The organism is Amycolatopsis sp. NPDC102522, from assembly GCF_055584485.1.
On sequence record NZ_JBVJLY010000008.1, the window covers coordinates 306,836 to 320,470 of the forward strand.

At 68.5% G+C, this 13,635-nt stretch carries 12 protein-coding genes; 6 read left to right on the top strand and 6 right to left on the bottom strand.

What is annotated here, in order from left to right; translation table 11 throughout:
• Positions 1 to 3: 3 nt before the first annotated feature.
• The 3 genes from ACZ6YV_RS21470 to ACZ6YV_RS21480 all read right to left on the bottom strand — a co-directional run bounded on the left by ACZ6YV_RS21470 (position 4) and on the right by ACZ6YV_RS21480 (position 2,027).
• Positions 4 to 600, bottom strand: a complete 597-nt coding sequence (locus ACZ6YV_RS21470; RefSeq protein WP_465511293.1) for a hypothetical protein — start codon at positions 598 to 600, stop codon at positions 4 to 6.
• 334 nt (positions 601 to 934) lie between these two features.
• Positions 935 to 1,771 carry an MBL fold metallo-hydrolase gene (locus ACZ6YV_RS21475; RefSeq protein WP_465511294.1) on the bottom strand — a complete coding sequence of 279 codons (837 nt, stop codon included), beginning with the start codon at positions 1,769 to 1,771 and terminating at the stop codon, positions 935 to 937.
• Between the two features lie 85 nt (positions 1,772 to 1,856).
• Positions 1,857 to 2,027, bottom strand: coding sequence for a hypothetical protein (locus ACZ6YV_RS21480; RefSeq protein WP_465511295.1), 171 nt, complete (start codon positions 2,025 to 2,027; stop codon positions 1,857 to 1,859).
• A 169-nt stretch (positions 2,028 to 2,196) separates the two neighbouring features.
• Here ACZ6YV_RS21480 and ACZ6YV_RS21485 point away from each other — a divergent pair, with 169 nt between their 5' ends.
• Positions 2,197 to 3,306 carry a serine hydrolase domain-containing protein gene (locus ACZ6YV_RS21485; RefSeq protein ID WP_465511296.1) on the top strand — a complete coding sequence of 370 codons (1,110 nt, stop codon included), beginning with the start codon at positions 2,197 to 2,199 and terminating at the stop codon, positions 3,304 to 3,306.
• On the opposite strand, the gene ACZ6YV_RS21490 is transcribed toward ACZ6YV_RS21485, so the two are convergent.
• Positions 3,286 to 4,002 carry a DUF6193 family natural product biosynthesis protein gene (locus ACZ6YV_RS21490; RefSeq protein ID WP_465511297.1) on the bottom strand — a complete coding sequence of 239 codons (717 nt, stop codon included), beginning with the start codon at positions 4,000 to 4,002 and terminating at the stop codon, positions 3,286 to 3,288. The two genes, ACZ6YV_RS21485 and ACZ6YV_RS21490, sit on opposite strands and share 21 nt — an antisense overlap.
• Positions 4,003 to 4,126: 124 nt before the next feature.
• Between ACZ6YV_RS21490 and ACZ6YV_RS21495 the strand changes: the two genes are divergently transcribed.
• From ACZ6YV_RS21495 to ACZ6YV_RS21505, 3 genes are all read left to right on the top strand, one after another.
• Positions 4,127 to 4,651: a hypothetical protein gene (locus tag ACZ6YV_RS21495; protein ID WP_465511298.1), complete on the top strand. Its 525-nt coding sequence runs from the start codon at positions 4,127 to 4,129 to the stop codon at positions 4,649 to 4,651.
• A complete protein-coding gene (locus tag ACZ6YV_RS21500) occupies positions 4,636 to 5,694 on the top strand; it encodes a hypothetical protein (RefSeq protein ID WP_465511299.1) in 1,059 nt (352 codons plus the stop codon). Before ACZ6YV_RS21495 ends, ACZ6YV_RS21500 begins: the two co-directional genes overlap by 16 nt.
• Before the next feature lie 293 nt (positions 5,695 to 5,987).
• Complete coding sequence (locus ACZ6YV_RS21505; protein WP_465511300.1) at positions 5,988 to 7,172, top strand: FAD-dependent oxidoreductase; 1,185 nt, start codon at positions 5,988 to 5,990, stop codon at positions 7,170 to 7,172.
• 570 nt (positions 7,173 to 7,742) lie between these two features.
• Here ACZ6YV_RS21505 and ACZ6YV_RS21510 read toward each other — a convergent pair.
• Positions 7,743 to 8,975: an acetyl-CoA hydrolase/transferase family protein gene (locus ACZ6YV_RS21510; RefSeq protein ID WP_465511301.1), complete on the bottom strand. Its 1,233-nt coding sequence runs from the start codon at positions 8,973 to 8,975 to the stop codon at positions 7,743 to 7,745.
• Positions 8,976 to 9,073: 98 nt separating this feature from the next.
• On the opposite strand from ACZ6YV_RS21510, the gene ACZ6YV_RS21515 reads away from it, so the two are divergent.
• Positions 9,074 to 9,574, top strand: coding sequence for a hypothetical protein (locus ACZ6YV_RS21515; protein ID WP_465511302.1), 501 nt, complete (start codon positions 9,074 to 9,076; stop codon positions 9,572 to 9,574).
• 7 nt (positions 9,575 to 9,581) lie between these two features.
• On the opposite strand, the gene ACZ6YV_RS21520 is transcribed toward ACZ6YV_RS21515, so the two are convergent.
• A complete protein-coding gene (locus ACZ6YV_RS21520; RefSeq protein ID WP_465511329.1) occupies positions 9,582 to 10,451 on the bottom strand; it encodes a PfkB family carbohydrate kinase in 870 nt (289 codons plus the stop codon).
• Positions 10,452 to 10,758: 307 nt separating this feature from the next.
• Here ACZ6YV_RS21520 and ACZ6YV_RS21525 point away from each other — a divergent pair, with 307 nt between their 5' ends.
• The gene (locus ACZ6YV_RS21525) at positions 10,759 to 13,629 is read left to right on the top strand and encodes a type 2 lanthipeptide synthetase LanM family protein (protein WP_465511303.1); all 2,871 of its coding nucleotides are present in this window, start codon (positions 10,759 to 10,761) and stop codon (positions 13,627 to 13,629) included.
• Positions 13,630 to 13,635: the final 6 nt, after the last annotated feature.

Consider the following 13,635-nt stretch of genomic DNA (forward strand, 5'->3'; position numbering starts at 1 on the left):
CGGTCACCAACCGCCTATCGTGACGACTCCGTGGCCACCGGCCGCGGCCTCCTCGATCAGTCTGACGTGCGAGAGAGTGAAGTGGCGGAAGTCGTGGAACCAGAGCACCGCGCCGGGCGGTGGTTCGCACTGCTCCTGCGGTATCGCGTCGCAGACCTCACCGATGCCGGCCAGAAGGTCCCAGGGCAGCCTGTGCGCCGCCTCGAGCACCTCGCGTACACCGGCGGGGCGCAGTGCGTAGGTCAACAGGTTGCGCCAGTCCTCCGGCGTCGGCTGAGCGTGCGGACCCGCGTCCGATGCCAGGTCGTCGCGGCGCTCCGGCTCCCACTCCTCGGCGAACGTGTAGCCGGTGGTCAACGTACCGAGCACGATGTCGGTGAGTGCGCGAGTCTCGAGGGTGAGCCGTGGGCGCAAGCAGTCGCCGTAGTACCAGAGGCTGTTCCAGTGGCCTTTGGTGCCGGGCATGGTTTCCACGGACAGGAACGGCGCCGTCGGCTCTCCTGCCTCGTCCCAAAGCCGCACATGATCCCAATGCGGCTCGCGGGTCAGGGAGAGCAAAGGCTCCCACTCGACCACAGCCCCATACGCGTCGTACCCCATGTCGCGAGTATCGCTGACCGGCGACTCACGGTCGGTCGGCACGTCGGTCTGGACGGGGTCGATGTCGGCCAGAACGGTCAGTGCACGGGAGTCACTGGTCCTGGCGGTTCGGACGCCCAGCGATGACGGGTTCCTCGCGAATGTCGCTCTGGTGAACGACCTCGCGAACATGGACTGGGCGGACTTTACGAGTTCAGTAGCCGAAGACGGTGTCTTCCGCGGGTTCTGAGGTGCTGCCGTGCCATGGGTTTTGGGCTTCCGGTGCGGAGATCGGCGCCACCAGGTCCATCCGTGGACCACCGGCGCCGATCCGACCGCTGCGTCCGAAAGGTCGCTAGCCCGGCGTCCCGTCGCGCTCGCTTCCTTTGGCGAAGCGCCGGCTTTGCCCGGCGTGGATGTCGCTCACCCATTCCCAGCCAGGCTCGGCCGACGAGCCGATCCGCGGGTCGTCGAAATCATCCCCGCCACGCAAGGCATGCACGTACGCGCGGTCCAGTTCGATCCTTGCGCTCACCTGATCACCTCTGCCGACGGATCCGTGACCCGGGACGACGACATCGACGTCGCCCGCCACTTCGTCGAGCCGTCGCAGCCCGACGAAGTACTCCTCGATCGGGTCATTGGTGCCGTTCAGGTCGTCGAGCATCGGAATGAAGACATCTGAAAGCATGTCGCCGGCGACGAGAACCCCGCGTTCCTCGATCACCAGCGCCGCATGGCCCGGGGCATGAGCCGGATGCTCGATGATCCAAACTTCAGGGCCGTCCCAAGGAATCCGCGCGGTCTCCGGGGGCAGAGCCGTGATGAGGCCGAACAGGTCCAGCGGAACCTCCCCGGCGATTTCCGGCGGCAATCCCTCCGCGGCCCGGGCCTTCCAGTCCGGGTTCGACCGCAGGTCTCGCATACGGGCCGCGCAGCGGGCCGTACCGTAGCGGGGCGCTTCGCCGAGTTCGGTGTGCCAGAGCACGTGATCCCAGTCAGGATGCGTCGAGAAGCCCGCTATGACGGGCTGGCCCAGCTCGCGGAGGTCGTTCGCCAAGCAGGCCATTTCACCGTCTGTCAGCCCGGGATCGATGAGCAGCACGCCGCCCGTGCCCTGCACGACAACCGTGTTGTTCCGGAGTAATTCGCTCTGGTGGACCAGCACACCCTCGGCAACCTGCGTCAGCACGGGGCTTCTCCGTTCGTGATTCGTTCCGCGGTCCGCGGCTCGGTCTTGTTCATTCGAGGTCTCCTGTCGTGAATGGTGGCGTGCCTCAGCCGAGAGCAAGGGTGGCCACCGCGAGCGTGCAGATACCGATGCCCGTTCGTTGTGCGGCGCCGATCCGCTCTCCGAGTACGCCGGCGGCGAGCAGGACGGTGACGGCCGGGTACAGGGCGGCGAGGACTCCGGCGATGCCGAGACTGGTCGTTCCCGTGGCGACCATGAAGGCGAGGGTGCCGGATGGATCGTTCGATTCAGCGTTTTCTGCCCTGCTCGGGTGGTGGCGATTTTCCGGTAACGTGGATGGTGATCAGCGGACTGGCGTCGGCTGAACTGGCGGCAAACCGCCGCCTGGGGAGAACTTTCGGGCTTTGAGGGGAGATTTTCTAATCATGCGAAGAAGATTCTCGCGGCCCTTGCTGAGGATTCGACTCGTGGCCGCACTCACCGCGGCCGGACTGATCGCCACCACCGGCACCGCGCTCGCCGACACCAGCGCCGACCGCAAGGTCGTGCAGGAGGCACTCGACCAGATCACCGCGAGCGGCGGAGCGCTCGGCGTGCAAGCCAGGGTGGCCGATGGCCACCAACGGTTCACCGCACGCTCCGGCAAGGCGGAACTGGGTTCGAACCGCCCGGTCCCGGAGAACGGCCGGTTCCGCATCGGCAGCATCACCAAGACGTTCGTGTCGACTGTCCTGCTGCAACTCTCGGGCGAAGGCAAGCTCGACCTGGACGCGCCGGTCGTCCGCTACCTGCCCGGTCTGATCGACGGCCGCATCACGGTGCGTCAGGTCATGCAGCACACCAGCGGCCTCTACAACTACACCAACGCGTTGCCGCTCGACCCGGACAAGTTCGAGCAGATCCGCTACAAGCACTGGACACCTCAGGAGATGCTCAAGATCTCCACCGACAAGCCGCTCGACTTCGATCCCGGCACCCGGTGGAGCTACTCCAACACCAACTACGTGGTCGCGGGTCTGCTGGTGGAGAACCTGACCGGCAGGCCGTACGAGAAGGCTGTCGAGCACCGGATCCTGAAGCCGTTGCACCTCGACGGCACCGAGGTTCCCGGCGACAACGTCGACATCCGGGGCCCCCACGCGCACGGCTATGTAACCGTGGGGGGCAAGCCGAACGACATCACCCGCATCAACCCGTCGGTCGCCTGGGCCGCCGGTGAGATCATCTCCACGACCCGTGACCTGGACACGTTCGGTGTGGCTTTGGCCAGCGGCAGGCTGCTCAAGCCCGCGCAGCAGCAGGAGATCAGCAAGACCACCGCGGTCAGCCCCGAGTACGGCCTCGGCCTGCAGGTGCAGACCTTGCCGTGCGGCACCAAAGTGTGGGGCCACGGCGGCGGCATCCCCGGCTACTCCTCGCAGCTGCTGACGACGCCGGACACCAAGAAACGGCTGGAGCTCTCGATCACGAGCGCGCCGACCGAGGGCGACGCCAACCCGGCGTTCCTCAAGCTGCTAAACGAAGTCTTCTGCTGACGGACTGGAAGACTGTCCGGCGCCAAGCGCGTCGAGCGACGGCATGCCGAGGCGGTCCATCTCGGCCACACACACCCGGACCGCCTCTGCGGCGTCGTACGTGACCTCGGGTTCCACACGCCGGTCGGCGACGACCGTGAACCGTCCGTCGCCAACCGAGTGCACCCATGGCCCGGGCACCCAGTACTCGTCCGAGGTCGGCCGGAACGACATCCAGAGTATCGAGGTGAACGGGTACATCCGCCGAAGCCGAGGCTCCCGCATCGCCGCCTCGACGAACGCGCCCAGGTCGAACCGGTCGTGCGCGCGGAACAACTGCCACATGAGCTCGATCCTGTCGCCGCTCTCGTACGCGTCGGCGACGTCGACGAAATCGGCGAACGGCCACGCGACCGCCATCTCCCGCGCCGTGGCGCCACCGAGCCAGGTCGCGGCAGGTCCGGTGACCTCGGCCAAATCGGTCGTGGTCAGCCAGCTCAGGTACGTCGACCGCAGTTTGTGCCGCATGTGGAACAGGCGCTTGTCACGGAGCGGTATGACGTACACGGCACGGTCGCTTTTGCTTACCGTGGCCACGAAGCCGCCGAAGGCGCCCCGAGCTTCCGCCATCTCGATGTCACAGTCAGGGCAGGCGGCCTGGAGCACGGCCTTGAGACCACCTGCATCGACCAGATCCTGGTACGGCGATTTCCCCATACGACCAAGCTACCCGTGGCGCTCGACGCGACAGACCGTCTGTCACGGCACTGAAGTCTTCTCGCCGTGCCGTATGGGTACGGTTTCCGCTCGGGCACGTTCCCGTAAACCGGACTGGAGACCGATGCCTCCCACAATGCTCCACCACTCCACAGGCACCATCTTCATCGAGGACAACGGCTTCTTCCTCGGAGACCGCGACGACCCGCACAGCCCCCTTTACATTGTCGGCGCCCTCCCCAACCCCGACGCCACGGGACTTCTCGCAGTGGCGCCCGGATTCGTCGCGGTCACTTGTGGCGTCCACCTCGGCGACATCACCGTCACCACCGAGATCTGGGACAGCACACCGGAACCAGACCTCACCTCCTGGGACGACGTAGCCGAAGTATCCGTCACCTGGCCCACCCGCCAGGTCGCGGTCTGCGGATCCGAAGCCGACATCGATGACGACATCCCCACCACCCTGCCACCGGCCCCGGACAACAACTTCCGCGTCCGGGGTTCAGTACGCAACCGCGACGCCGGCGAAGACCGCGGACCCGACGACCCGGTCGAACAACACCTGATCCGAATCTGGCCCGCCACACCACACCCGGACGAACTCCTGAAAGCCACCGACAACACCGGCGCATGCTGGCGCGCTTAGGGAAACGCACTACCCGCCTGCCCGCGACGATCAGAAAGTCTTTTCCTGACAACGGAACCGACGACCTGGACGAATTTCTCCCCGCCGAACCTACTGCCGTTTCAGGCGTCGAGCGACACGGAGACCACCAACCGGAAACGGTATTTTTCACGCTGCCGCGACGACTGTTTCCCGTGCTAGTTTCATTCTCGAACTGGCCGGGCGACCTGGTCGTCGAATTGCTTGGATCGGAGATGACCGGCGTGATTCGTGCTGGCGCGAAAGCCACCGCCGACCTGCCACGGCCGACACGCACGACAGGTGCCCGATTCTCGGCAGGAGCAGCGCTGCTCCTGTTCGCTGCCGGATGCAGCAGCCCCACCGCTCCCCCGACTTCCGCTCCCCCGTCATCGTCCCCGGCGAGCACAGCTCCCACGAGCACGACGCCGACGGTCGACCTTTCGTCGCTGCGCCGCGGCACGATCCCGGCGGACTACCCCGAGCCGGACCTGAGCGGTTTGCCGCCCAAACCCGCGGACTCCGCACCCCTGCGAGAGCGGATCGCCTGGGAAGCGCTGCAAAAAGTGACCGACTTCGCCAACCACGTCGACCCCGCGGCGCGCTCGTCCTGCCCCGCCATCAACCCCGGCCGCACCACCTCGGTGACCTGCACGGTCACCTACCTCGGCGAAAGTTACGACTACGTACTGCGCGACATCAAATTCCGGGGCAACGGACTGACTGACGGCCGCACCGAACAGGGCACCATCTCCTACACCGCGGACCTCACCGCCGGGCCGATCGTCCGCGACCGGGTCGAAACGGTGCTGCGGCACCAGAACAGCACCGAGTACGAGGCCTGCGACATGCCCGAGCACGTGCGCTTCGAATTCGGCTCCACCCGGCGACGGCCGTCCGGATCGTCGATCGCCGGCAAGTGGATCCACGTACCCGGCATTTCCTGCCGCTACCTCGACCCCAAGAGCCACTCGGTCAGCGCGCTCCCCCTGGAACTCTACGAATCCGGTGCACCCATCCACCCCTCATCGCGGATCGGCGGCTGAGGTAGGCATTTCCCGGGCATCGCCATCCGAGGATCGGCGGTCGCGTAGCCGAGGACGTCAACTCTCATTGTCCTAAGTGGACGAAATTCGACCCGGCGTACGAAACTGCTACAGTGCCCATATCTCCTCACCGGAGGGCTCGCTGAGCCCTCAAGGGCTTTGGCCTCGCTGATTGGTTCCCCGCCGCGCCGCGGCAGGGAGGTGGGAGTGGCGTTTCGACTCCGGCGAGGTCTGTCTTGGCACCCTTTTCAGCACGTTTGGCCCCTGCCGTCCCTGCCGGCCTGCATGTGATCGTGATCGGCGCTGGTCTCGGCGGGCTCTGCCTGGCGCAGGGCTTGCGCCGCGCGGGGATCAGCGTCGCCGTCTATGAGCGCGATGCCTCTCCGGTGGCACGGGCGCAGGGGCATCGTCTCCACATCGACGAGAACGGTCGGCGGGCGCTCGCCGCCTGCCTGCCGGCGAACCTGTTCGCCCTGATCGGGGCACTGGCGGGCCGTCCGGCGGCACGCGTGAGCGGCTTCGACGAGCACCTGCGCCCGACAGCCGTGTTCGCATTGCCCGGGGATCCGGACTTTGACGACATCATGCCCGCGCACGTCGTGATCGACCGGCGTGTGGTGCGACGGATACTCCTGGACGGCCTGGACGAGGTCGTCGAGTTCCGCAGGCGGTGTGTCGGCTACGAGGCCACCGGGGACGGTGTCACGGCCTTCTTCGAAGACGGCGGCACCGCGCAGGGCACGGTGCTGGTCGCCGCGGACGGGATCGGGTCGGCGATCCGGCGGCAGCGGCTTCCCCATGCCCGGGTGGCCGACTCCGGCGCGCGTTTGATCTACGGCCGAGTTCCCCTGACGCCGCGACTGCGCAGCGAGCTACCGGCCGAGATGTTCAGCGTCTTCACCACGATCACCGGCCCGGGACAGCGTTTCCTCGGGATCGCCCCGGTCGAGTACCGGGAGCGCCCGAACGCGGCCGCGGCCCGGCTCGCCCCCGGTTTGACCCTGGAACCCGAATCGGACAGTCTCGCGGTCATGTTCGGGCGGCGGCGCGACTCGCTGGGCCTGACCGACCACGAACTGCTCGCGGCATCCGGCGGGCGGCTGCGCGAAGTCGTTCTCGAGCAGATCGCCGGTTGGCATCCGCTGCTGCGCCGCGTCGTCAGCGGATGGGACGCCTCGACCCTCTATCCGATCACGGTCCGCAGCAGCGTCCCCGTCTCGCCGTGGGCGAGCTCGCACGTCACCCTGCTCGGTGACGCCGTCCACGCGATGAGCCCGGCGGCGGGTGCCGGGGCGAACATGGCGCTGCGCGACGCGGCGGCACTTTCCACGGCACTGACCGAAGCAGCTGCGGGCGTCCCGATCGTGGAAGTCGTCGACGCCTACGAGCGAACCATGCTCACCAAGGGTTTTGATGCGGTGAAACGATCCTCGGCGAACGGCGTCCGGATACTCGGCGAGAACCCGCTCCCTTGTTGAGCGAGCCGCTCCAGCCCCTGTCTTTGTCACCCGTATCGGTGATTCTCGCCGAATCACCATTCGTGGCAAATGGATCACCGTTTCGTGTCACTCCCCCGCCCACTTGCCGTAGTGGAGGCTTGACGTCCACATCGGCTCACCCCGGCTCGCTACCCACAGTGTCACCGCTCAGTGAACCCACCCCTCGCACAAAACACGAAAGCCTTACGTGTTTATCGTGGGAAGATTCACGACTCGGCGCCGACCCGGGAAATCGTTTTTTGACAGGCTGCCAACCCGGTGAAAATCTTCGATCGCTCCTCGCGAGAGCAACAACCGAACACGAAATCCGAACAAGGAGCCCCTCAATGCAGATGTTCACCCAGCACGTGCACCACGGCCACGACCTGATCTCGGGTCTGCTCGCGCACCTGGCTCACGTGCTCGGCTGGCTGGTCTGACGCTCTAGGCACAGGGTTTGACGGGGGCCGGTCTGTTGGCGCGGGTCGGTCCCTCCGTGTTTGCGACCCGGTAAAGGGACACGACCGTGTCCCTTTACCGGGTTCCGGTATCTCGGGGCCGAATTCGCTGCTAAAGCGCGAACCCCAGCTCCTTGCCCCGCGTCACGAGTTCTTCCCGGGCCGCCGGATGCGCGACGTGGCCGACGATCTGCCGCGCTTGCTCGTTCGTGTCGTTGCCCCAGATGGTCGCGACGCCGTGCTCACTGACCAGGAAACTGTGCTGGAACGACGTCACCGGTCCGGCCAGCCGGGGCACGACCGTCGAAACGTCGGCCTTCGGATGCCAGGACGGCAGCGCGATGATCGCCCGGCCACCGGGTGAGTGCAGCGCCCCGACCACGAAGTCGGTCTGACCGCCGAATCCCGAGTAGATCGCTCCTCGCACCCGGCTCGCGTTGGCCTGCGCGAACAGATCCACCTCAAGCGCGCTGTTCACCGAGACGAGCCCGCGCTGCCGGGCGATCACGGCCGGATCGTTCGTCTTTTCCGTGCGCAACAGGCGAATCCGCGGATTGCGGTCGAGCCAGCGGTACAGCTCGGCACTGCCGAACACGAACGACGCCGTCACCGGTTCCGCCGGATCGAGGGCTCCGGCACGATCGAGCGCGAGCACGCCGTCGCTGAACATCTCCGACCAGATCGCGAGTCCGCGCCGTCCGGTCACCGCCGCCAGGGTCGCGTCCGGGATCCCGCCGATGCCCAGCTGCAGGGTCGCGCCGTCCTCCACCAACCCGGCCACCCGCTCGCCGATGGTCCGCGCCGTGTCCCCCACCGGCCGAGGGACCGGCGACAGGAGTGGCTCCGTCGCCTCGATCGCGTAGTCGATCTCGTCGACAGGCACCACGCCGTCGCCGTAGGTGAACGGCATCTCGGAGTTGAGCTGCGCGACGACCAGGCCCCCGCGGGCCCGCACCGCCTCGACGGCCGCGGGCAGGATGTTCACCTCCGTGCCCAGCGACACCACGCCGTCCACCGGAACCGAGGTGTGCAGCAGGACGACGTCCGGCGGCAGCGAGTGCTTGAGCAGCTGCGGCACCAGGGACAGCCGGGACGGGAAGTAGCGCAGCCCCGCACGCCCGCGCATTCCCGCGCCCACGAACGGCGTCTCCAGCAGCACGCCAGGGCGGTCCGGCATTCCGGCCTGCGCGTTCAACGCGAACAACCGGTACTCCGCCAGCGCCGTGTCCAGCACCTTCAGGGCCCGCATCGGCGTGGCGAAGTTCCCGCTCACCACCACCCGCGGCCGCGACGCGGGAACGCCCGCCAGAACGGAACCGAGCTGACTCTCCGACAGGACGCGCATGAGTCGATCATGCCCGAGGAACCACGCGACGGCTCCGGATGATGTCCCAGCCCACAGGCGACCTTGAAGCGCGGAAGACGACCTGATCTCCTTTACCGATGACCGCTGTGGTCGCCTGGCTGGCGCTGATCGTGTCCGTGTCGTCCTTGGGCTGGCAGGTGCTCTCCTGGGCGAGGTCCGGAGCCCGTGTCCACGTGGTCTGCGGGTTTTCGGTCCACACCCTCGGTACGGCCCCGGCCACGACCACCGTCCACGTCGCCGTCACGAACCGCGGACGGCTCGGCACGACCGTCGACGAAGCGGGCTTCCGGCTGGGAGGCCGCCGCGCCAACCGGTTCAGCGGATTCGACATCGACGTCGACAAGATCCTCCCCCTGCGGCTGGAGCCGGGTGACACCGTCGTCATCAAACGCGACTGGGCCCAGCTCGAAGAGCCGCTCGACCGGTTCGGTGCCTTGAACCGGGACTTCCTCCACCCCTATGCGCGGGCGGGCGGGGTCTTGCGGCACGGCAAGCCCTGCAAGAGATCGGTACTCGCGCGCTTGCACCGCCAAGTCGAAGCCTCGGCGCCTCCGGCCGAAAGGCGACGACTCGGGTGATGCGGACTCACCCGAGAAAGGCGTCCAATTCGGCCCTGACGGGAGACGTGGCCGGACCGTGCCTGGTCACCGCGATCGCGGCGGCGGCGTTCGCCCGGCGCGCGGCTTCGAGCAGTCCGGTCCCGGCCATCAGTTCGGCGGCGAGTACCCCGCAGTGCGCGTCTCCCGCCCCGTTGGTGTCCACGGTGGCCACCGGGAAACCGGGCACGGTGACGCTGCGGCCGCCGGAGACGACCCGGCATCCGGCGGGTCCCTCGCGGACGATGAGCACCTCGACGTGCCCGTCCGCCAGGATCTTCGCTTCCCCGGCGCTGCAGCTCATGATGTCCACGTGCGCCAGCACCCCGGCGAGCACGGCGGCGGGGATCTTCCCGGCGAGCGGTCCGGGATCGAACAGCACGGTGGCCTCGCCCGTACGCGGCAGCCATTCGAGGAGCGCTTTCGCGTTCGTCTCGTGAAGCAGGCTGTACCCGGTGACGTACACGACGTCCTCGTCCGTCGGCGTGATGGCATCGAGCAGACCGGGCGGCATCCGGCCTTCGGCGCCGGGTCCGGTGATGAACGAGCGCTCGCCGTCGTCCTGCACCAGCGCCACCACGATCCCGGTGCCTCCCTCGGCGGACGGCGCGTGCGCGAGCGCGATGCCCTCGGCCGCCATCGCCGCCCGAGCGACGTCGGCGAAGCCGCCAGTGCCGTGCAGGCCGGCGTAGAGGACGTCCGCGCCCGCCCTGGCGGCAGCCGCCATCACGTTGAACCCGCCGCCCGGCAGGAAGTCCATCGAGGACGCCATGACGTCGCCGCCGGCCACCGGCAGTCCGGGAACCCGCATGACCAGGTCCAGCACGACCTGTCCGGTGTGGATCAGCCGTCCGGTCACCGCACCCCCGCCCGGCCCACCGGCCACCTCCCCCGTCATCCCGATATCCGCGGCGGATCGCGGCGCGGGCCGGACCCCCAGAAACCGGCCCGCGCCCGACACCGCGGTGCTCCCTCTGCGATCACCGCGAGTTCCGCGCCACCCGACCATGGTCACCCCGGGACCGGTCCCCGCGCATGGGTACCGGGACCCCATATTCCGGTGCGGCCCTCCCCTGTCGTCACTCTCCGGGCATCTTCGTGCGTGCGCTGAATGTGGGGGTGTCGCCCCCATGTGCGGGTCGGGCCGAACTGGAAGCATTACCGCCGTGACGCCCCAGACATCGGCGACGTCCCTGCCGTCGGACTGGTGGGTGCACGGCCGGACCCCGCGCGAACCGAAGGTGGACAAGCCCGTGTGGGCGGACTTCGCCGAACACGCTGTCACCACGCTTCTGCCGAAGCGCCCCCCAGTCGGTGACTGGCGTGTCGAGTTCGCCGGGGTCTTCAGGTCGTTCGTCGAAGCCGCCTCCCGTACAGCGGTCCCCGACGACCTCGCCGATGCCGACGTCGAAGCCCTCCGTCAGGGTTTCGCGGCTCAGCTCGACCAGCATCTGCTCAAACTCTCGGTCCGCACGCTGGTCCTCGAACTCCACCGCGCCCGCAAGGCCGGGACTCTCGAAGGCGAGACCTCCGAAGCGCGCTTCTCCGACTTCGCGCGCCGCCAATCCACCCCGGCCGGGCTCGTCCGGCTGTTCAGCGAGTACCCGGTCCTGGCCCGGATCCTCGCCCAAGCCTGTCTGCACGCCGCTGAGGCACACGCCGAAATGCTGGCCCGGTTCGCCGCCGACTCAGCCGCACTGCCCGGCTCGGTCGTGGACGGCGAACTCGGCACGCTCGTCGAGGTGGCGGGCGGGATCGGCGACTCGCACGCACGAGGACGGTCGGTCAAGCTCCTCCGCTTCTCCAGCGGCGCCAAGGTGATCTACAAACCCCGCCCGCTGATCCTGCACGAGCGGTTCACCGACGTCGTCGGCCTGCTGAACAAGCGGCTGCCCGGCCTCGAACTGCGGACCGCCGACGCACTGCCGCGCGACGGATACGGCTGGCTCCGGTTCGTCGAGCACCGGCCGTGCGCCGACATCGCCGACGTCGACCGCTTCTACCGTCGCCAGGGCATCCTCCTGGCGCTCCTGCACGCGCTCGACGCCACCGACGTCCACTACGAGAACATCATCGCCTGCGGCGACCAGCCGGTGCTGATCGACATCGAGACGCTGTTCCAGCCGTCGCCGCCCGACCCGCCGGAGGGCGACCCCGCGGCGGCGATGCTGGCGCGATCGGTCCAGCGCACGCTGCTGCTCCCCCAGCTTTTCGCCGGGGAGCACGGCGCCGTCGACATCTCCGGACTCGCCGGCCGCGGCGGCAAGCTGCCCACCGACCGGGTCGACTGGGCCGATCCCGGCACCGACAGGATGCGGCTGGTCCGGGTGCCCGGCGAACTCGCGGGCGGGAACAACCTCCCCCGCCTCGACGGCCGCGACGTCACCCCCGCCGAGCACAGCGCCGCACTGCTGGCCGGTTTCCGGCACGGTTACGACGCGATCTCCACCGCACGGGACGAACTCGCCGAGCACCTCCGGCGCTGCGCCGACGACCCCATCCGGGTGCTCATCCGGCCGACCAACTTCTATTTCCGCCTGCTCGACGAGACCACCCATCCCGACCTCCTGCGCGACGCCGCCGATCGCGACCGCGCGTTCGACCTGCTCGAAGAGGACTCCGCGGGCGAGGACAAGCTGCTGCGGCTCGTACCGCACGAACGGGCCGACCTGTGGGCGGGCGACGTACCGATGTTCACCTCGAACCCCGGCTCGACGTCGCTGCTGGATTCACGCGGTGACGGTGTCGAAGGCGTTGTCGACCGGCCTTCGCTGGACACCGTGCTGGCGAAGGTCGCCGACATGGATCCGCTCGACCAGCGTGACCAGGAGTGGCTGATCTCGGCCACCCTCGCCATCAGCACGGCGTCCACCGGGCAGCACAGCGGCGTCGAGACCGCAGAAACCGCCGTGCCGAATCAGGCGCCCGACGCGGAGCGGCTGCTGGTCACCGCGTGCGGGATCGCCGATCACATCGTCGCCAACGCCTTCTCCGACGAGCGCCGCTCCAACTGGCTCGGGATCGAACTCGTCGACGACCGCTACTGGACCGTGCTGCCGATGGGCGCGGGACTCGGCGAGGGCTACTGCGGTGTCGCCCTGTTCCTCGCCCAGCTCGCCGAGCTGACCGGGATCGCGCGCTACCGCGATCTGGCCGCGTACGCGATCAGCCCGCTCCCCGGCCTCTTCGCCACCCTCCGGGCCGATCGCGAGCTGGCCGCCACCGCCGGCTGCGGCGGGCTTCTCGGACTCGGCGGCGTCGCTTACACGATCGCCCGGCTCAGCACGCTGGTCGGACTTCCCGCGGGGGACCTGATCGAACAGGCCGTCGACCTGATGCCCGACGCCACGCCCGCGACACCGTCCGGGTTCACGACGGGACTGGCGGGCGGTGTCGCCTCGATGCGTTCGGTCTATGTCCAAACCGGATTGGAGGCGGCGCTGGCGAAGGCGGACCGCTACGCCGGGCAGCTGCTCGACCGCGAACGTCCACAAGGGACGGGCTTCGCACGCGGTTCCGCCGGGATCGACTGGGTCCTGCGGGCACACGACCGGACCGGCGAAGAAGCGCCCGGAAAGGCGGACTATCGGGCGAAAAATACCGGCGGCTGGTGCGAGGGCCTCGCGGGCGACGCTCTCGGCCAGGCCGCCCACCTGCCCGATCCCACCCACGCCCTCCAGCTCGACAGGACGATCAAGCGGTTGTCCGACGGTGCGCCCTTGAAGGATCTCAGCCTGTGTCACGGCGAGTCCGGAGTCTTGGAAGTGTTGTGCGTGCTGGCCGAGAACGGGCACACTGGCGCCGCCGGCGCGGTGCGTCGCCGGACCGGTCATCTGCTCGCCGCCATCGACCAGCGCGGTGCCCGCTGCGGGACTCCCGGCGCGGTCCCCGCGCCCGGGCTGCTGAGCGGCCTGGCGGGCATCGGCTACGGCCTGCTGCGGCTGGGCTTCGGCGACCGGGTCCCGTCCGCGCTCCTGCTCCGCCCCGACCGGCCGCATCCCGCGGCCACCGTCATTCCGCCGGTAAACCGAGTATGAGGAGAA

Coding starts and splice junctions, on each gene's coding strand:
- ACZ6YV_RS21470 (WP_465511293.1), bottom strand. CDS start 600: ATGGGGTACGACGCGTATGGGGCTGTGGTCGAGTGGGAGCCTTTGCTC.
- ACZ6YV_RS21480 (WP_465511295.1), bottom strand. CDS start 2,027: ATGGTCGCCACGGGAACGACCAGTCTCGGCATCGCCGGAGTCCTCGCC.
- ACZ6YV_RS21485 (WP_465511296.1), top strand. CDS start 2,197: ATGCGAAGAAGATTCTCGCGGCCCTTGCTGAGGATTCGACTCGTGGCC.
- ACZ6YV_RS21490 (WP_465511297.1), bottom strand. CDS start 4,002: ATGGGGAAATCGCCGTACCAGGATCTGGTCGATGCAGGTGGTCTCAAG.
- ACZ6YV_RS21495 (WP_465511298.1), top strand. CDS start 4,127: ATGCCTCCCACAATGCTCCACCACTCCACAGGCACCATCTTCATCGAG.
- ACZ6YV_RS21500 (WP_465511299.1), top strand. CDS start 4,636: ATGCTGGCGCGCTTAGGGAAACGCACTACCCGCCTGCCCGCGACGATC.
- ACZ6YV_RS21510 (WP_465511301.1), bottom strand. CDS start 8,975: ATGCGCGTCCTGTCGGAGAGTCAGCTCGGTTCCGTTCTGGCGGGCGTT.
- ACZ6YV_RS21515 (WP_465511302.1), top strand. CDS start 9,074: ATGACCGCTGTGGTCGCCTGGCTGGCGCTGATCGTGTCCGTGTCGTCC.